Annotated in this window: 18 protein-coding genes; 10 read left to right on the top strand and 8 right to left on the bottom strand. The window is 70.9% G+C overall.

The features are described from left to right. Positions 1-58: 58 nt before the first annotated feature. The 5 genes from pgl to tkt are packed head-to-tail and all read right to left on the bottom strand — an operon-like array spanning position 59 to position 6,734. Positions 59-841, bottom strand: coding sequence for a 6-phosphogluconolactonase (pgl, locus tag ACEZDE_RS32710; protein WP_380544446.1), 783 nt, complete (start codon positions 839-841; stop codon positions 59-61). Further along, a complete protein-coding gene (gene opcA / locus ACEZDE_RS32705) occupies positions 838-1,917 on the bottom strand; it encodes a glucose-6-phosphate dehydrogenase assembly protein OpcA (protein WP_380544443.1) in 1,080 nt (359 codons plus the stop codon). Before opcA ends, pgl begins: the two co-directional genes overlap by 4 nt. Next, positions 1,914-3,485, bottom strand: coding sequence for a glucose-6-phosphate dehydrogenase (gene zwf / locus ACEZDE_RS32700; RefSeq protein WP_380544440.1), 1,572 nt, complete (start codon positions 3,483-3,485; stop codon positions 1,914-1,916). The genes opcA and zwf overlap by 4 nt, the downstream gene beginning before the upstream one ends. Next, positions 3,482-4,612 carry a transaldolase gene (gene tal / locus ACEZDE_RS32695; RefSeq protein ID WP_380544437.1) on the bottom strand — a complete coding sequence of 377 codons (1,131 nt, stop codon included), beginning with the start codon at positions 4,610-4,612 and terminating at the stop codon, positions 3,482-3,484. Before tal ends, zwf begins: the two co-directional genes overlap by 4 nt. A 40-nt stretch (positions 4,613-4,652) precedes the next feature. After that, positions 4,653-6,734 (bottom strand): transketolase, encoded by a 2,082-nt coding sequence (tkt, locus tag ACEZDE_RS32690; RefSeq protein ID WP_380544434.1) that lies wholly within the window; start codon positions 6,732-6,734, stop codon positions 4,653-4,655. Positions 6,735-7,110: 376 nt separating this feature from the next. On the opposite strand from tkt, the gene ACEZDE_RS32685 reads away from it, so the two are divergent. Both ACEZDE_RS32685 and ACEZDE_RS32680 read left to right on the top strand, forming a co-directional pair. Further along, on the top strand, positions 7,111-8,052 hold the full coding sequence (locus ACEZDE_RS32685; RefSeq protein ID WP_380544431.1) for a heme o synthase: 942 nt from the start codon (positions 7,111-7,113) through the stop codon (positions 8,050-8,052). Positions 8,053-8,077: 25 nt separating this feature from the next. After that, positions 8,078-8,398 carry a hypothetical protein gene (locus ACEZDE_RS32680; RefSeq protein ID WP_380544429.1) on the top strand — a complete coding sequence of 107 codons (321 nt, stop codon included), beginning with the start codon at positions 8,078-8,080 and terminating at the stop codon, positions 8,396-8,398. A gap of 51 nt (positions 8,399-8,449) precedes the next feature. Here ACEZDE_RS32680 and ACEZDE_RS32675 read toward each other — a convergent pair whose 3' ends face one another. From ACEZDE_RS32675 to ACEZDE_RS32665, 3 genes are all read right to left on the bottom strand, one after another. Further along, positions 8,450-9,409, bottom strand: a complete 960-nt coding sequence (locus ACEZDE_RS32675; protein ID WP_380544426.1) for a COX15/CtaA family protein — start codon at positions 9,407-9,409, stop codon at positions 8,450-8,452. A 62-nt stretch (positions 9,410-9,471) separates the two neighbouring features. Further along, positions 9,472-10,245 (bottom strand): ABC transporter permease, encoded by a 774-nt coding sequence (locus ACEZDE_RS32670; RefSeq protein WP_380544424.1) that lies wholly within the window; start codon positions 10,243-10,245, stop codon positions 9,472-9,474. Then, the gene (locus tag ACEZDE_RS32665; RefSeq protein ID WP_380544421.1) at positions 10,242-11,180 is read right to left on the bottom strand and encodes an ABC transporter ATP-binding protein; all 939 of its coding nucleotides are present in this window, start codon (positions 11,178-11,180) and stop codon (positions 10,242-10,244) included. The genes ACEZDE_RS32670 and ACEZDE_RS32665 overlap by 4 nt, the downstream gene beginning before the upstream one ends. Before the next feature lie 133 nt (positions 11,181-11,313). Here ACEZDE_RS32665 and ACEZDE_RS32660 point away from each other — a divergent pair, with 133 nt between their 5' ends. The 8 genes from ACEZDE_RS32660 (at position 11,314) to ACEZDE_RS32625 (ending at position 17,992) form a co-directional block, all read left to right on the top strand. Further along, a complete protein-coding gene (locus ACEZDE_RS32660) occupies positions 11,314-12,081 on the top strand; it encodes a helix-turn-helix transcriptional regulator (RefSeq protein ID WP_380544418.1) in 768 nt (255 codons plus the stop codon). Further along, complete coding sequence (gene sufB / locus ACEZDE_RS32655; protein ID WP_380544414.1) at positions 12,078-13,490, top strand: Fe-S cluster assembly protein SufB; 1,413 nt, start codon at positions 12,078-12,080, stop codon at positions 13,488-13,490. The genes ACEZDE_RS32660 and sufB overlap by 4 nt, the downstream gene beginning before the upstream one ends. Positions 13,491-13,543: 53 nt before the next feature. After that, positions 13,544-14,779: a Fe-S cluster assembly protein SufD gene (gene sufD, locus ACEZDE_RS32650; protein WP_380544411.1), complete on the top strand. Its 1,236-nt coding sequence runs from the start codon at positions 13,544-13,546 to the stop codon at positions 14,777-14,779. Then, entirely contained in the window at positions 14,776-15,093 is a 318-nt protein-coding gene (locus ACEZDE_RS32645) for a non-heme iron oxygenase ferredoxin subunit (RefSeq protein WP_380544408.1), read from the top strand. Before sufD ends, ACEZDE_RS32645 begins: the two co-directional genes overlap by 4 nt. Positions 15,094-15,098: 5 nt before the next feature. Continuing rightward, a complete protein-coding gene (gene sufC, locus ACEZDE_RS32640) occupies positions 15,099-15,863 on the top strand; it encodes a Fe-S cluster assembly ATPase SufC (protein ID WP_380544405.1) in 765 nt (254 codons plus the stop codon). A 35-nt stretch (positions 15,864-15,898) separates the two neighbouring features. Then, the gene (locus ACEZDE_RS32635) at positions 15,899-17,134 is read left to right on the top strand and encodes a cysteine desulfurase (RefSeq protein WP_380544544.1); all 1,236 of its coding nucleotides are present in this window, start codon (positions 15,899-15,901) and stop codon (positions 17,132-17,134) included. A 16-nt stretch (positions 17,135-17,150) separates the two neighbouring features. Continuing rightward, the gene (gene sufU, locus ACEZDE_RS32630) at positions 17,151-17,606 is read left to right on the top strand and encodes a Fe-S cluster assembly sulfur transfer protein SufU (protein ID WP_380544541.1); all 456 of its coding nucleotides are present in this window, start codon (positions 17,151-17,153) and stop codon (positions 17,604-17,606) included. 98 nt (positions 17,607-17,704) lie between these two features. After that, on the top strand, positions 17,705-17,992 hold the full coding sequence (locus tag ACEZDE_RS32625) for a metal-sulfur cluster assembly factor (protein WP_225447548.1): 288 nt from the start codon (positions 17,705-17,707) through the stop codon (positions 17,990-17,992). Positions 17,993-18,051 lie beyond the last annotated feature (59 nt).

The following is an 18,051-nucleotide window of genomic DNA, read 5'->3' as shown; positions in this document are numbered from 1 at the left end:
CCGCTCCAGGCTCGGCCCGCAGGTCCGGGCGGACCGGGCCGAGCCTAGCAACGGTGCGTCAGGCCGAGGCGGGCGGGTACATCTCCGGCGGCAGCTTGGCCGCCGCCGCCCGGTCCAGCAGCCACAGCGTGCGGTGCTGCCCGTACGCGCCGGAGGCGGGCGCCTGGATCTCGCCGGGGCTGCTCAGGGCCAGGGCGACCGCCTCGGCCTTGTCCTCGCCCGCGGCCAGCAGCCAGACCTCCCGCGCCGCCCGGATCGCCGGCAGGGTCAGCGAGACCCGCACCGGCGGCGGCTTCGGCGCGCCCCGGACCCCGACGACGGTACGGGTGGTCTCCCGTACCCCGGGGAGCTCCGGGAACAGCGAGGCGACATGGGTGTCCGGGCCGACGCCGAGCAGCAGCACGTCGAAGGCCGGGACCCCGACGTGGTCCTCGGGACCGGCGGCCTTCGCCAGCTCGGCGGCGTAGCGCTCGGCCGCCGCCTCGGCGTCGTCGCCGTCCGCGCCGTCCGAGGCGGGCATGTAGTGCACCCGTGCCGGGTCGAGCGGGACGGCGTCGAGCAGTTCGTCGCGGGCCTGGGTGGCGTTGCGCTCCGGATCGCCCTCGGGCAGGAAGCGCTCGTCCCCCCACCAGAGGTCGAGCCGGGACCAGTCCACCGCCTCCCTGGCCGGGGAGGCGGCGAGCGCCGCGAGCAGCGCGTTGCCGTTGCGACCGCCGGTGAGCACCACCGAGGCGGCGCCGCGGGCGGACTGCGCGTCCACGATCCGGGTGATCAGCCGGGCCGCCGCGGCAAGGGCCATCAGGTCCTTGTCGCGGTGGACCACGAGTTGAGGCGTCGTCACTTCTGGGTCCGGTTCGCCGAGGCGGCCGACTTCTTGGCCGCCTTGGCCGGGGCCTTGGCGGGCGCGGCACCCGCCGCCTCGGCCTTCTCCGAGGCCCGCTGCCCGGCCGCGGTCCTGGCGTCGACGGTCTCGTGCCCGACCGGGGGACCGTCCTGGTGCAGCTTGTGCACCCCGTAGCGGACGGCCGAGGCGTAGATGTCGTCCGGGTCCAGCCGGCGCAGCTCCTCGGCGATCAGCTCGGACGTCTCGCGGCGCTTCAGCGCCACCATCCGGTCCGGCTGGTCCGGCATGGAGAGCGTCGCCAGCAGGCCGTCCGAGCGCTCCAGGGTGACGTCGCCGCCGGCGGTGCGCAGCCGCACCGCGGTCAGCCCGGGGCCGTCGGTGACCACCCGGTCGACCTTGATGTTCAGCCGGTCGGCCAGCCACAGCGCCAGCAGTTCGGCGCTGGGGTTGTAGGACTCGCCCTCGACCACGGCCGCGGTGACCTTGACCCGGCGCTGGTCCAGGGCCGCCGCGAGCATCGAGCGCCACGGGGTGATCCGGGTCCAGGCCAGGTCGGTGTCGCCGGGGGTGTACGAGGCGGCGCGGACGCCGAGCTGCTCGACCGGGGACTCGGCCGAGACGGCGTCGGTGATCCGGCGCTGGGCGAGCGCGCCCAGCGGGTCCTTGGCGGCGTTCTCCGGGGCGTTCTCCGGCCACCAGACCACCACCGGGGCGTCCGGCAGCAGCAGCGGGAGGACCACCGACTGGGCCTGCGCGGCGAGTTCGCCGTGCAGCCGGAGCAGCACGGTCTCGCCGGTGCCGGCGTCGGAGCCGACCCGGATCTCGGCGTCCAGACGGGCCTCGGCCCGCGCCCGGGGCGAGCGCCCGGGGCGGCGGATGACCGCAAGGATGCGCGAGGGGTGCTCGCGCGAGGCGTCGCCGGCCGCCTTGAGGGCGTCGTAGGCGCTGCCCTCGTCGGTGACGATGACGAGGGTGAGCACCATGCCGATCGCCCCGGTGCCGATGGCCCTGCGGGCCTCGACCAGACCGGAGTTGATCTTGCTGGAGGTGGTGTCCGTAAGGTCGATCTTCATGGCCGGCGCCAGCTCCTACCGTCTCGTGCGAGCATCTCGTCCGCCTCGGCCGGGCCCCAGGTGCCCGACTCGTAGGGGGCGGGCTTGCCGTGCTTGTCCCAGTACGCCTCGATCGGGTCCAGGATCTTCCACGACTCCTCGACCTCCTGGTGGCGGGGGAAGAGGTTGGCGTCGCCGAGCAGGACGTCCAGGATCAGTCGCTCGTACGCCTCGGGGCTGGACTCGGTGAAGGACTCGCCGTAGGCGAAGTCCATGCTGACGTCGCGGACCTCCATCGAGGTCCCCGGCACCTTCGAGCCGAACCGCATGGTCACGCCCTCGTCCGGCTGCACCCGGATGACCAGGGCGTTCTGCCCCAGCTCCTCGGTGGCGCTGGAGTCGAACGGCAGGTAGGGAGCGCGCTGGAAGACCACCGCGATCTCGGTCACCCGGCGTCCGAGCCGCTTGCCGGTGCGCAGGTAGAACGGGACGCCGGCCCAGCGGCGGTTGTTGATCTCCAGCTTCACCGCGGCGAAGGTGTCGGTGGTGGACTTGGGGTCGATCCCCTCCTCCTCCAGGTAGCCGAGCACCTCCTCGCCGCCCTGCCAGCCGTGCGTGTACTGGCCGCGCACGGTGTGCTTGGCCAGGTCCTTGGGGATCCGGACCGCCGAGAGCACCTTGAGCTTCTCGGCGACCAGGGCCTTGGGGTGGAACGAGGCGGGCTCCTCGATCGCGGTCAGCGCCATCAGCTGCAGCAGGTGGTTCTGGATCACGTCACGGGCCGAGCCGATGCCGTCGTAGTACCCGGCGCGACCGCCGATGCCGATGTCCTCGGCCATGGTGATCTGCACGTGGTCCACGTACGAGCGGTTCCAGATCGGCTCGAACATCGAGTTGGCGAAACGCAGCGCCAGGATGTTCTGGACCGTCTCCTTGCCCAGGTAGTGGTCGATCCGGAAGACCTCGTCGCGCGGGAACACCGAGTGCACCACGGCGTTGAGCTCCTGCGCGCTCTCCAGGTCGTGGCCGAACGGCTTCTCGATCACCGCCCGGCGCCAGGCGCCCTTCGGCGGGTCGGCCAGGCCGTGCGCCTTGAGCTGCTGCACCACCTGCGGGAAGAACTTCGGCGGCACGGACAGGTAGAAGGCGAAGTTGCCGCCCGTCCCCTGCGCCTTGTCCAGCTCCTCGATGGTCTCGCGGAGCTTCTCGAAGGCGTCGTCGTCGACGAACTCGCCCTGGACGAAGCGCATGCCCTTGGCGAGCTGTTGCCAGACCTCCTCCCGGAACGGCGTCCGCGCGTGCTCCTTGACGGAGTCGTGGACGACCTGGGCGAAGTCCTCGTCCTCCCAGTCGCGGCGGGCGAAGCCGATCAGCGAGAAGCCCGGCGGCAGCAGGCCGCGGTTGGCCAGGTCGTAGACGGCCGGCATCAGCTTCTTGCGGGAGAGGTCACCGGTGACGCCGAAGATGACCAGCCCGGACGGGCCCGCGATGCGCGGCAGCCGGCGGTCGGCCGGGTCGCGCAGCGGGTTGACCCAGGAGTCGACGATGTCGGTGTCCTCGCCGAGTACCTCTGAGGCGTCCTCGCTCACTTGGCGGTGCCCCCCTTCGGGGCGAACTTCGCCAGCGACGCGGAGACGGTGTCCAGCAGTTCCTTCCAGGACGCCTCGAACTTCTCCACGCCCTCGTCCTCCAGCACCTGGACCACGTCGTCGTAGGAGATGCCCAGCGGCGCCAGCGCGTCGATCGCGGCCTGCGCGGCGGCGTAGGAGCCGGTGACCGTGTCGCCGCGGATCACACCGTGGTCGGCGACCGCGTCGAGGGTGGCCTCGGGCATGGTGTTGACCGTGCCCGGGGCGACCAGCTCGACCACGTACAGGGTGTCGTCCAGGGACGGGTCCTTGACGCCGGTCGAGGCCCAGAGCGGGCGCTGCGGCTTGGCGCCGTCGGCGGCCAGGGCCTTCCAACGGTCCGAGCTGAAGACCTCTTCGTAGGCCTGGTAGGCGAGTTGGGCGTTGGCGACGGCGGCCTTGCTCTTGGCGGCCTTGGCCTCAGGGGTGGCCAGCTTGTCGAGGCGCTTGTCGATCTCGGTGTCCACCCGGGACACGAAGAAGGAGGCCACCGACTCGATCGAGGAGAGGTCGTGGCCGTTGGCCTTGGCCTGCTCCAGGCCGGTCAGGAAGGCGTCCATCACGCCGCGGTAGCGCTCCAGCGAGAAGATCAGCGTCACATTGACGCTGATCCCCTCGGCGATCACGGCGGTGATCGCGGGCAGCCCGGCCTTGGTCGCCGGGATCTTGATCAGCGTGTTCGGCCGGTCCACCAGCCAGGCCAGCTGCTTGGCCTCGGCGATGGTCGCCTCGGTCCGGTGCGCCAGCCGCGGGTCGACCTCGATGGAGACCCGGCCGTCGCGGCCGTTGCTGGCGTCGTAGACCGGGCGCAGCACGTCGGCGGCCTCGCGGACGTCGGCGGCGGTCATCATCCGGACGGCCTCCTCGACGGTCACGCCGCGGACCGCGAGGTCGCGCAGCTGGGCGTCGTAGGAGTCGTCGCTGCCGCCGATGGCCTTCTGGAAGATGGTGGGGTTGGTGGTGACCCCCACCACGTGCTTGTCCCGGACCAGTTCGGCCAGGTTGCCGGAGGTCAGCCGCTTGCGGCTGAGGTCGTCCAGCCAGATCGCCACGCCTTCGTCGCTGAGGCGCTTCAGAGCGTCAGTCATGTTCTCAACTCTTTCTTTTCTGCTCTGCGGATGGACTTGTTCAGCGACCCGCGGCCACATCGGCGAGCGACTCGTGGGCGGCGGCGACCACGGCGTCGTCGGTGAGGCCGAACTCCCGGTAGAGGACCTTGTAGTCGGCGGAGGCGCCGAAGTGCTCCAGGCTGACCGTGCGGCCGGCGTCGCCGACGTAGCGGTGCCAGGTCAGCGCGATGCCGGCCTCGACCGAGACCCGGGCCCTGACGCTCGGCGGCAGCACGGTGTCGCGGTAGGCGCGGTCCTGCTCCTCGAACCACTCGACGCAGGGCATCGAGACCACCCGGGTCGGGATGCCCTCGGCCTGCAGCCGCTCGCGCGCGGCGACGGCGATCTGCACCTCGGAGCCGGTGCCGATCAGGATCACCTGGGCGGCGCCGCCCTCGGCCTCGAACAGCACGTAGCCGCCCTTGGCCGCGTCCGGGTTCCCCTCGTAGGTGGGGACGCCCTGGCGGGTCAGCGCCAGGCCGTGCGGGGCGGGCTTGGCCGCGTGCCGGCGCATGATCTCGTGCCAGGCGGTGGCGGTCTCGTTGGCGTCGGCCGGGCGGACCATGTTCAGCCCGGGGATGGCGCGCAGCGCGGCCATGTGCTCGACCGGCTGGTGGGTCGGGCCGTCCTCGCCGAGGCCGATGGAGTCGTGCGTCCACACGTAGGTGACCGGCGCCTTCATCAGCGCGGCCAGGCGGACGGCGCCGCGCATGTAGTCGGAGAAGGTCAGGAACGTTCCGCCGTAGACCCGGGTGTTGCCGTGCAGGGCGATGCCGTTCATGATCGCGCCCATGGCGTGCTCGCGGATCCCGAAGTGGATCGTGCGGCCGTAGGGGTTCGCGGACGGCAGCGGGTTGCCCTCGGGCAGGAACGAGGAGTCCGGGTCGATCGTGGTGAGGTTGGACCCTGCCAGGTCGGCCGAGCCGCCCCACAGCTCGGGGACGACCGCGCCGAGGCCCTTGAGCACCTCGCCGGAGGCCTTGCGGGTGGCGACGTCCTTGCCGGCCGGGAACGACGGGATGGCCTTCTCCCAGCCGTCGGGCAGCTCGCCCGCGGCGATCCGGTCGAAGCTCGCGGCCCGCTCGGGGTTGGCGGAGCGCCAGTCCTGGAAGCGCTTGGTCCACTGGGCGTGCGCCTCGGTGCCGCGCTCGCCGACCTCGCGGGCGTGGGCCAGCACCTGGTCGGCGACGTCGAACGACTTCTCCGGGTCGAAGCCCAGCACCCGCTTGGTCGCGGCGACCTCGTCCGCGCCCAGGGCGGAGCCGTGCGACTCCTCGGTGCCCTTGGCGTTGGGGGCGGGCCAGGCGATCACGGTGCGCATGGCGATGATCGAGGGGCGCGAGGTCTCGGCCTTGGCGATCACCATGGCGTCGTGCAGCGCCTTCGGGTCCAGGTCGCCGCTGGCGGCCGGGGCGACCCGCTGGACGTGCCAGCCGTACGCCTCGTAGCGCTTGAGCACGTCCTCGGAGAAGGCGGTCTCGGTGTCGCCCTCGATCGAGATGTGGTTGTCGTCGTACAGGAAGACCAGGTTGCCCAGCTTCTGGTGGCCGGCCAGCGAGGAGGCCTCGCCGGAGACGCCCTCCTCCAGGTCGCCGTCCGAGCAGATGCCCCAGATGGTGTGGTCGAACGGGGAGGCGCCCGCGGGCGCCTCCGGGTCGAACAGACCGCGCTCGTAGCGCGCGGCCATCGCCATGCCGACCGCGTTGCCGACGCCCTGCCCCAGCGGCCCGGTGGTGGTCTCGACGCCGGCGGTGTGGCCGTGCTCGGGGTGACCCGGGGTCAGCGAGCCCCAGACGCGGAAGGACTTGAGGTCCTCCAGGGTCAGGCCGTAACCCGACAGGTAGAGCTGGATGTAGAGGGTGAGGCTGGTGTGACCGGGGGAGAGCACGAAGCGGTCGCGGCCGGTCCAGGCCGGGTCGGCCGGGTCGTGCCGCAGGAACCGCTGGAAAATCAGGTACGCGGCCGGGGCCAGGGACATGGCCGTGCCCGGGTGGCCGTTGCCGACCTTCTGCACGGCGTCCGCCGCCAGAACGCGCACGGTGTCGACCGCCCGCTGGTCGAGCTCGGTCCACTCAAAGGTAGTGCTCGGCGTCGTACTCACCCTGAATCAGGGCTCCTTCCGTATCGTCTTTCGACCCGGTGCCGGGAGACCGTCGACGGTGGCGGACCTGGTCACAGAGCGTTGACCCGCTGTACGAGGCGAGCCTACCGCTGATGCGTATGCCCGTTCCCACGGCAGCCCTGCAGCCGGGACGGACTACCTGCATTCCGTACCCGGCCGAGCTGTCAGCAGCCCGTATCTGTATGCCAGCCTGAGGGATCGTCCGGGGAACCGCCCGCTGAACGACGCAACACGGTTACCCGAAGCGGGACCCCGCGCCGAAGCGGGTATGGGCAACGTCTAAAGTGGCGTGGTAAGCGCAGGACCGCCGGGGCGTCGTCCCGGTCCTGCGGCTCTCCATCAACCAGGGGTGTTCGTGACCGCCGTCGAAACCCGCCCGGCCGGGCTGGTCGAGGCGAACCCCGGGCATCGGCCGTTTCCGGCCCGTGTCGGGGCATTCGTCGCACTGACCAAACCGCGGATCATCGAGCTGCTGCTGATCACCACCGTCCCGGTGATGTTCCTGGCGCAGCGCGGTGTCCCGGACCTGCTGCTGGTGCTGTACGTCGTGGTCGGCGGGTACCTGTCGGCCGGTGGCGCCAACGCCCTCAACATGTACATCGACCGCGACATCGACGCGCTGATGCACCGCACCGAGCGCCGCCCGTTGGTCACCGGCATGGTGTCGCCGCGCGAGTGCCTGGTCTTCGGCATCGCGCTCGCGGTCGGCTCCACGGTCTGGCTGGCACTGCTGGTCAACCCGCTGTCGGCCGGGCTCGCGCTGGCCGCACTGCTGTTCTACGTCTTCGTCTACACGCTGGGGCTGAAGCGCCGCACCGCGCAGAACATCGTCTGGGGCGGGATCGCCGGCTGCATGCCGGTGTTCATCGGCTGGGCCGCGGTGACGAACTCGCTGAGCTGGGCCCCGGTGGTGCTGTTCCTGGTCATCTTCTTCTGGACGCCGCCGCACTACTGGCCGCTGTCGATGAAGGTGAAGGACGACTACGCCAACGCCGGCGTGCCGATGCTGCCGGTGATCGCCACCAACGAGGCCGTGGCCAAGCAGATCGTGGCCTACAGCTGGGTGATGGTCGCGGTCTCGCTGGCGCTGTGGCCGCTGGCCCACACCAGCCTGCTCTACCCGGTCTCGGCGGTGGTCCTGGGCGCGTTCTGGCTGAAGGAGGCGCACGGGCTGCTGTCCCGCGCCAAGGCCGGCGTGGTCGGCGCCAAGCTCAAGGAGATGCGGCTGTTCCACTGGTCGATCACCTATCTGACGCTGCTCTTCGTCGAGATCGCGATCGATCCGTTCTTGAAATAACCCTACTGATCGGTAGCATCGGCTCATGAGCGAAAAGACGGACGAGCGCCGCGCGGCGCGCATCGCCAAGCACATCCGCAGCTTCGCCACCGCCCACGGCGGCAGCGCCGACGGCGTGGTCGAGTACATCGGCGGGATCTCCACCCGGATCGCCCTGGTCGGCGCGGACGGTGCGTGGGGCGACCAGGTCGCCCCCAGCCTCGCGGTGGCCAACCGGGCGGCGGAGCTGTCCGGGATCACCGTGCACGAGTCCTTCGAGGGCGAGCTGGGCCTGAAGGTCCGCACCGGCGCCTACGAGTGGAAGCGGATGGCCGGCCTGCAGCTGGGCGGCAGCCAGCAGTCCTGAGCAGCCGAAAGGGGCCGGTCCGCACCGCGGACCGGCCCCTTCTCCGTGCCCTCAGACCGCCGCGAGCGCCTCGATGTTCGCGGGCCGCGGCAGTGCGCCGACCTCAGGCCGGGTCCGCAGCGAAAGGTGCAGCCGCAGCACCGCGACCCAGACCAGGGCCGCGCCCAACAGGTGCACGCCGACCACCAGTTCGGGCAGATGCGTGAAGTACTGGACGAAGCCGATCACGGCCTGGGACATCAGCACCACGAAGAACTCCCGGGCCCGCCGCCGCGGACCTGACGGGGCGTCCACCGCCAGCAGCACGAACATCATCGCCAGCGCCAGGCCGATGGTCACCATCGCGAAGTCGGCGTGGAACTGGGTGATCTTCTCCCAGTCGAACGGCATCCGCTTCACCAGGGTGCCGTCGCCGGAGTGCGGCCCGGTGCCGGTGACCAGGGTGCCGACCACGATCAGCGCCGCGGTGACCGCGATGGTCAGCCGGGACAGCTGGATCACCGGGCGCCCCACGGTCCGCACCGGCGTGCCGTCGCCCTCGCGGGTGCGCTGCCACATCGCCAGCGCGGCCAGGATCAGCAGCGTGGAGGCGAGGAAGTGGCCGGCCACCACGAAGGGGTTGAGGTGGGTGAGCACGGTGATCCCGCCCAGCACCGCCTGCGACACCGTCACCCAGAACTGGGCCCAGCCCAGCCGGGTCAGGCTGCGCCGCCACGGACGGCCGCAGCGCGCGGCGATGATGGCCAGGCCGATCACCCCGCACAGCACGTCGGTCAGCATCCGGTTGCCGAACTCGATCACACCGTGGATGCCCATCGCGGGCGTGGTGGCGATGCTGCCGCCGGTGCAGGTCGGCCAGGTCGGGCAGCCGAGCCCGGAGCTGGTCAGCCGCACCGCGCCGCCGGTCACCACGACCAGCACGCTCATCACCAGCGTGGCGAAGGCCGTCCAGCGGACGACACGGTCGGAGACCGTGACGCGCTCGGCCAGAAGAGAGAAGGGGGTACGCACGGATTCATCGTAGATTGCCCTCTTCCCGATCTTCGGCGCGGCCCCCCGCCCGCGCCCCCGCGCTACTCCCAGCGGAAGAACCGCGCCGCCGCGGCCAGCGCGACCACCGCCCAGACGGCCAGGATGCCGAGGTCGCCCCAGGGCATCCCCGCCCCCTGCTGCAGCACCGCGCGCAGCCCGTCCGACAGGGCGCTGATCGGCAGCGCCTCCAGCACCGGGCGGACCGCCCCGGGGAACTTCGCCAGCGGCACGATCACCCCGCCGGCCAGCAGCAGCAGGATGAAGACCAGGTTGGCCGCGGCCAGGGTGGCCTCGGCCCGCAGCGTCCCGGCCATCAGCAGGCCGAGGCCGGAGAACGCGGCGGTGCCGAGCAGCAGCAGGAGCAGCACCGCCAGCGGGTTGCCGTGCGGGTGCCAGCCCAGACCCAGCGCGATCGCCGACAGCAGCACCACCTGCAGCAGCTCGGTCGCCAGCACACTGCCGGTCTTGGCGGTCATCAGCGCCCAGCGCGGCAGCGGGCTGGCGCCGAGCCGCTTGAGCACCCCGTAGCGGCGCTCGAAGCCGGTGGCGATGGCCTGTCCGGTGAACGCGGTGGAGAGCACGGCCAGCGCCAGCAGACCCGGCGCGAGGAAGTCCACCCGCGCCCCCGGCCCGGTGGTGGAGACGATATCCACCGCGCTGAACAGCACCAGCAGCAGGCTCGGGATGATCACGGTGAGCAGCAGCTGCTCGCCGTTCCGCAGCAGCATGGACGTCTCCAGCGCGGTCTGCGCCCTGAGCATCCGGCCGATCGGGGCGGCGCCGGGCCGCGGGGCGAAGGTAGCGTCGGCGCTCATGCGCGGAGGTCCCGTCCGGTCAGTTCGAGGAAGACGTCTTCGAGGGTGCGCCGGCCCACCGCGAGCTGTTCGGCCATCACCCCGGACTGGGCGCACCAGCTGGTCAGCGTGGCCAGCAGCTGCGGGTCCACGGCGCCCTCGACCAGGTAGCTGCCGGGGGTGGCCTCGGCCGCCGCGGTGCCGTCCGGCAGGGCCTTGAGCAGTGCGCCCAGGTCGAGTCCCGGGCGGGCCCGGAAGCGGACGGTGCCGTCGGCGTCGCTGCGGCAGAGCTGCTCCGGGCTGCCCTCGGCGATCACCCGGCCGCCGTCCACGATCGCGACCCGGTCGGCCAGCTGCTCGGCCTCGTCCATGTGGTGGGTGGTGAGGACCACGGTGACGCCGTCCGCGCGCAGGTCGCGGACCAGGTCCCAGGTGGCGTGCCGGGCGTGCGGGTCGAGGCCGGCCGTGGGCTCGTCCAGGAAGACCAGTTCCGGGCGGCCGACCACGGCCATGGCCAGGGCGAGCCGCTGCTGCTGGCCGCCGGAGAGCCGGCGGTAGGCGGTGCGTCCGCAGGAGTCCAGGCCGAGCCGGGCGGCCAGCGAGTCCACATCCAGCGGGTGGGCGTGCAATGTAGCGGTGTGCCGAAGCATCTCCAGGGCGCGTGCGCCGGGATACACGCCCCCGGACTGCAGCATCACTCCGATCCGCGGGCGCAGCCGCGCGGCCTCGGCCGGGAGGCCGGGGTCGAGGCCGAGTACCCGTACCGTTCCGGCGTCGGCGCGCCGGTAGCCCTCGCAGGTTTCGATCGTGGTGGTCTTGCCGGCGCCGTTCGGTCCGAGCACGGCGGTGACGCCGCCGCTCGGGACGGTCAGGTCGAGGCCGTTCACCGCGGTCTTCCCGCCGTAGCGCTTGACCAGGCCGGTGACCGTGACCGCGGCGGCCGCTTGGGATTGCATGGCCAGGAGTCTATGCAGGAAGGGAATTCCAGCGACAGGTTAGGCAAACCTTAGTGATTCATCAGACAGCCAATGATCGGGAAGCGGGTTGTTCCGGCGGAATGAATTACGCAACAATGGAGTTGTGAAAAACATGCGGGAGTGCGAGGAGGGGCCCGAGGCAGTCGTTGCGACGACCGCCCATGCCGTCGCGCCCGCTCCCGCCGTCTCCTCCCGCGACCGGGTGGCCCGCTCCATCCTGGACCACGGCCCGAGCAGCGCCGCGGACCTCGCGGTCCGGCTCGGCCTGACCCAGGCCGCCGTCCGTCGGCACCTGGACGCCCTGCTCGCCTCCGGCCTGGTGACCGCCCGCGAGCAGAAGGTCTACGGGCACCGCGGCCGGGGCCGCCCCGCCAAGGTCTTCCTGCTCACCGACTCCGGCCGGGACGCCTTCTACCAGGCCTACGACCAGCTGGCCGCCGACGCCCTGCGCTTCCTCGCCGACTCGGTCGGCGGCGGCGACGCGGGCAAGGAGGCCCTGGCCGCCTTCGCCCGCTCCCGGCTGGCCCGGGACGCCGAGCGCTACCGCGCCGCCCTGGGCGACCGCGGCGAGGCCACTCCGACCGAGGTCCTCGCCGGTGCGCTGACCTCGGACGGGTACGCTGCCACGGTGCGGCGTGCCCCTCTCGGAGAGCAGCTCTGCCAGCACCACTGCCCGGTCGCGCACATCGCCGAGCAGTTCCCGCAGTTCTGCGAGGCCGAGACCGAGGTCTTCTCGCAGCTGCTGGGCACCCATGTGCAGCGGCTGGCCACGATCGCCCACGGCGACGGGGTCTGCACCACCTTCGTGCCCGCGTCCGCTTCCGTTCCCACTGATCCGCACGACTCCGATCCGCACGTCTCCGGGAGGAACCCCGTATGACCACCACCGCTCACCCGGAGCTTGAGGGCCTCGGCACCTACGAGTTCGGCTGGTCCGACTCCGACGCCGCCGGCGCCGCCGCCAAGCGCGGCCTGTCCGAGGCCGTCGTCCGTGACATCTCCGCGAAGAAGTCCGAGCCCGAGTGGATGCTGAACCTGCGGCTCAAGGGGCTGAAGCTGTTCGGCAAGAAGCCCATGCCGACCTGGGGCTCCGACCTCACCGGCATCGACTTCGACAACATCAAGTACTTCGTGCGGTCGACCGAGAAGCAGGCGGAGTCCTGGGAGGACCTGCCCGAGGACATCAAGAACACCTACGACAAGCTGGGCATCCCGGAGGCGGAGAAGCAGCGCCTGGTCGCCGGTGTCGCCGCCCAGTACGAGTCCGAGGTGGTCTACCACCAGATCAACGAGGAGCTGGAGGCGCAGGGTGTCATCTTCATGGACACCGACACCGCGCTGAAGGAGCACCCGGAGCTGTTCCAGGAGTACTTCGGAACGGTCATCCCGGTCGGCGACAACAAGTTCGCCTCGCTGAACTCCGCGGTCTGGTCCGGCGGCTCGTTCATCTACGTGCCGAAGGGCGTGCACGTGGAGATCCCGCTGCAGGCCTACTTCCGGATCAACACCGAGAACATGGGTCAGTTCGAGCGGACGCTGATCATCGTCGACGAGGACGCCTACGTCCACTACGTCGAGGGCTGCACCGCGCCGATCTACTCCTCGGACTCGCTGCACAGCGCCGTGGTCGAGATCATCGTGAAGAAGGGCGGCCGCTGCCGCTACACCACGATCCAGAACTGGTCGAACAACGTCTACAACCTGGTCACCAAGCGGGCCGTGGCCTACGAGGGCGCGACCATGGAGTGGGTCGACGGCAACATCGGCTCCAAGGTCACCATGAAGTACCCGGCGGTCTACCTGATGGGCGAGCACGCCAAGGGCGAGACCCTGTCGATCGCCTTCGCCGGCGGCGGCCAGCACCAGGACGCCGGGGCCAAGATGGTCCACATGGCGCCGAACACCTCGTCCAACATCGTCTCCAAGTCGGTGGCCAGGGGCGGCGGCCGGACCAGCTACCGCGGCCTGATCGAGATCGGCGAGGGCTCCAAGGGCGCCAAGTCCAACGTGCTCTGCGACGCGCTGCTGGTGGACACGATCTCCCGCTCGGACACCTACCCCTACGTGGACGTCCGCGAGGACGACGTGTCGATGGGCCACGAGGCGACCGTCTCCAAGGTCAGCGAGGACCAGCTGTTCTACCTGATGAGCCGTGGCATGACCGAGTTCGAGGCGATGGCGATGATCGTCCGCGGCTTCGTGGAGCCGATCGCCAAGGAGCTCCCGATGGAGTACGCGCTGGAGCTCAACCGGCTGATCGAGCTGCAGATGGAGGGTTCGGTCGGCTGACCGGCCCCACCCGCACAGACGTCGCTTCCATACGAGAGAGAGCAGCACTAGTAATGGCTGAGGCCACCAACACGCCCGGTGGGTCCACCACGGCCGGCTCCATCGAGGTCGGCACGGCCGGCGCGGGCGCGCAGCTCGCCGGCCCCGGCACCGGCCGCGACGCGGTCGCGCAGCCCGTGGACGCCCGCCTCGACGCCGTCGCCTCCTACGACGTCGCCGACTTCCCGGTGCCGAACGGGCGCGAGGAGAACTGGCGGTTCACCCCGCTGAACCGGCTCCGCGGCCTGCACGACGGCAGCGCCAAGGACGACGCGGACGCGGTGAAGGTCGACGTCTCGGCTCCGGCCGGGGTCGTCGTCGAGCTGGTCGACCGCACCGACCCCCGGGTCGGCAAGGCTGGCAAGCCGGTGGACCGGGTCGCCGCGCAGGCGTTCAGCTCCTTCGAGAAGGCCGGCCTGGTCTCGGTCCCGCGCGACACCGTGCTGGCCGAGCCGATCCGGATCGCCGTGCACGGCCAGGGAGGCACCCGCTTCGGGCACCAGGTGATCGAGGTCGGGGCGTTCGCCGAGGCCGTGGTCGTGATCGAGCACACCGGCGACGCGGTGCTCGCCGCCAACGTCGAGTACCTGCTCGGCGACGGCGCCAAGCTCACCGTGGTCTCCATCCAGGACTGGGAGGACACCGCCGTCCACGTCGCCCAGCACACCGCGCTGGTCGGCCGGGACGCCTCGTTCAAGTCGGTCGTGGTCACCTTCGGCGGCGACCTGGTCCGGCTGCACCCCCGGGTGGTCTACGGCGCCCCGGGCGGCGAGGCCGACCTGTTCGGCCTCTACTTCGCCGACGCGGGCCAGCACCTGGAGCACCGCCTCTTCATCGACCACGACACCCCGCACTGCCGCAGCAACGTCGTCTACAAGGGCGCGCTGCAGGGCAAGGACGCGCGCGCTGTCTGGATCGGCGACGTGCTGATCCGCGCCGCCGCCGAGGGCACCGACACCTACGAGCACAACCGCAACCTGGTGCTCACCGACGGCGCCCGGGTCGACTCGGTCCCCAACCTGGAGATCGAGACCGGCGAGATCGTCGGCGCCGGACACGCCTCGGCGACCGGCCGCTTCGACGACGAGCAGCTGTTCTACCTGCAGTCCCGCGGCATCCCCGCGGACGAGGCGCGGCGCCTGGTGGTCCGCGGCTTCTTCGCCGAGCTGGTCCAGCAGATCGGCCTGCCGGAGCTGCAGGAGCGGCTGACCGCGACCATCGAAGCGGAGCTGGAGGGCTCGGTCGCATGAGCTTCGTGCGTGTCGCCGCGCTGAGCGAGCTGGAGGCCGACACCCCCAAGCGGGTCGCCGTCGGCGAGGTCCCGGTGTCGCTGGTGCGCACCGGCGGCGAGGTGTTCGCGATCAACGACATCTGCTCGCACGCCAACGTCTCCCTCTCCGAGGGCGAGGTCGACGACTGCTCCATCGAGTGCTGGCTGCACGGGTCGAGCTTCGACCTGCGCACCGGCAAGCCGTCCGGGCTGCCCGCGACCCGTCCCGTCCCCGTGTACCCCGTCAAGATCGAAGGGGACGATGTGCTCGTCTCCGTCACCCAGGAGTCCTGAGCCCCATGGCAACCCTTGAAATCAACGACCTGCACGTCTCCGTCGACACGGAGAACGGTCCCCGCGAGATCCTCAGCGGCGTCGACCTGACCATCAAGCAGGGCGAGACGCACGCCATCATGGGCCCCAACGGCTCCGGCAAGTCCACCCTCGCCTACTCCCTGGCCGGCCACCCCAAGTACACCGTCACCAGCGGCACCGTGACGCTGGACGGCGAGGACGTGCTGGCGATGACCGTGGACGAGCGGGCTCGGGCCGGGCTCTTCCTGGCGATGCAGTACCCGGTGGAGATCCCCGGGGTCTCGGTCTCCAACTTCCTCCGCACCTCGGCCACCGCGATCCGCGGCGAGGCGCCCAAGCTGCGCACCTGGGTGAAGGAGGTCAAGGAGGCCATGTCCGACCTCCAGATGGACCCGGCCTTCGCCGAGCGCAACGTCAACGAGGGCTTCTCCGGCGGCGAGAAGAAGCGCCACGAGATCCTGCAGATGGAGCTGCTCAAGCCGAAGATCGCGGTGCTCGACGAGACCGACTCCGGCCTGGACGTGGACGCGCTGCGGGTGGTCTCCGAGGGCGTCAACCGGGTCCGCGACAAGGGCGAGGTCGGCACCCTGCTGATCACCCACTACACCCGCATCCTGCGCTACATCACGCCGGACTACGTGCACGTGTTCGCGGCCGGAAAGATCGTCAAGTCCGGTGGCCCGGAGCTCGCCGACGAGCTCGAGAACGAGGGCTACGAGAAGTACGCGAAGGGCGGCGCGTCCGAGTGACCTCATTCCCCGGCAGTTCCTCCGGCCGGTCCGCCCTGGACGTCGAGGCGGTCCGCAAGGACTTCCCGATCCTGCAGCGGCTGGTGCACGACGGCAAGCCGCTGGTCTACCTCGACAACGCGGCCACCTCGCAGAAGCCCCGCCAGGTGCTGGACGCGATGAGCGCCTACTACGAGCAGCACAACGCCAACGTCCACCGCGGCGTGCACGTGCTGGCCGAGGAGGCGACCGCGCTGTACGAGGGCGCCCGCGACAAGGTCGCGGCCTTCGTCAACGCGCCCAGCCGGAACGAGGTGATCTTCACCAAGAACGCCTCGGAGTCGCTCAACCTGGTCGCCAACATGCTGGGCTGGGCCGACGAGCCGTACCGGGTGGACGCCGACTCGGAGATCGTGATCACCGAGATGGAGCACCACTCCAACATCGTCCCGTGGCAGCTGCTGTCGCAGCGCACCGGCGCGAAGCTGAAGTGGTTCGGGCTGACCGACGACGGCCGGCTCGACCTCTCCACCATCGACCAGGTCATCACCGAGAAGACCAAGGTCGTCTCGTTCGTGCTGGTCTCCAACATCCTGGGCACGGTCAACCCGGCCGAGGCGATCGTCCGCCGGGCGCAGGACGTCGGCGCGCTGGTCGTCATCGACGCCTCGCAGGCGGCCCCGCACATGGTGCTGGACGTGCAGGCGCTGGAGGCCGACTTCGTCGCCTTCACCGGGCACAAGATGCTGGCCCCGACCGGCATCGGCGTGCTCTGGGGCCGGCAGGAGCTGCTGGAGGACCTGCCGCCGTTCCTGGGCGGCGGCGAGATGATCGAGACCGTGTCGATGAGCTCGTCCACCTACGCCCCCGCGCCGCACAAGTTCGAGGCCGGCACCCCGCCGATCTCGCAGGCGATCGGCCTGGGCGCGGCGATCGACTACCTCAGCGCGGTCGGCATGGACGCCGTCGCCGAGCACGAGCACCGGCTCACCGAGTACGCGGTCGGCCGACTGCTCGAAGTCCCCGAGCTGAAGATCATCGGTCCGGCCACGGCCGAGGACCGCGGCGCGGCGATCTCGTTCACCCTCGGTGACATCCACCCGCACGACGTGGGCCAGGTGCTGGACGAGCAGGGCATCGCGGTCCGGGTCGGACACCACTGCGCGCGCCCGGTCTGCCTGCGCTACGGAATTCCGGCGACCACGCGGGCGTCGTTCTACCTGTACTCCACCGAGGCGGAGGTGGACGCCCTGATCGCCGGGCTCCACCACGTCAGGAACTTCTTCGGCTGAAGGGAGGGGAGTGACCGTGAAGATGGACTCGCTGTACCAGGACATCATCCTGGACCACTACAAGCACCCCCACGGCAAGGGCCTGCGCGACGGCGACGCCGAGGTGCACCACGTCAACCCCACCTGCGGTGACGAGATCACGCTGCGGGTGCGGCTGGACGGCGGCACCGTGGCCGACGTCTCGTACGACTCGCAGGGCTGCTCGATCAGCCAGGCGAGCGCGTCGGTGCTGAACGACCTGCTGGTCGGGAAGCCGGTGGGGGAGGCGCAGCGGATCCAGGAGGCCTTCCTGGAGCTGATGCAGAGCAAGGGGCAGTCCGAGGGCGACGAGGAGGTGCTGGAGGACGCCATCGCGTTCGCCGGCGTCTCCAAGTACCCGGCGCGGGTGAAGTGCGCCCTGCTCAGCTGGATGGCCTGGAAGGACGCCACCGCCCGTGCGCTGGCCGAGGACCCCGTGAAGGAGACCGCATGAGCGACACCGGTACCACCGAGCCGGCCCCCGCGGCCGACGCCGAGGGCGAGAGCGTCTTCGTCGGCACCACGGCGGGCAGCGTCGCCGTGGACGACCTGATGGAGGCCCTGCTCGACGTGGTCGACCCCGAGCTGGGCATCGACGTGGTCAACCTGGGCCTGATCTACGGCGTCCACATCGACGAGTCGGACGTGGCGACCATCGACATGACGCTCACCTCGGCGGCCTGTCCGCTGACCGACGTCATCGAGGACCAGGCCCGCACCGCGACCGACGGCCTGGTCCAGGACCTGAAGATCAACTGGGTCTGGATGCCGCCGTGGGGCCCCGACAAGATCACCCCCGACGGCCGGGACCAGCTCCGGGCCCTGGGCTTCAACGTCTGAGCCGGACCCCGGCACGACCGCCGCGCGGCCCGTTCACCCCTTTGGGGGAACGGGCCGCG

This window comes from Streptacidiphilus cavernicola, assembly GCF_042510955.1.
In the GTDB taxonomy this organism is placed as follows: domain Bacteria; phylum Actinomycetota; class Actinomycetes; order Streptomycetales; family Streptomycetaceae; genus Streptacidiphilus; species Streptacidiphilus cavernicola.
Note: the sequence above shows the minus strand (reverse complement) of the source record. Positions and strands in the feature narration are given on the sequence as shown.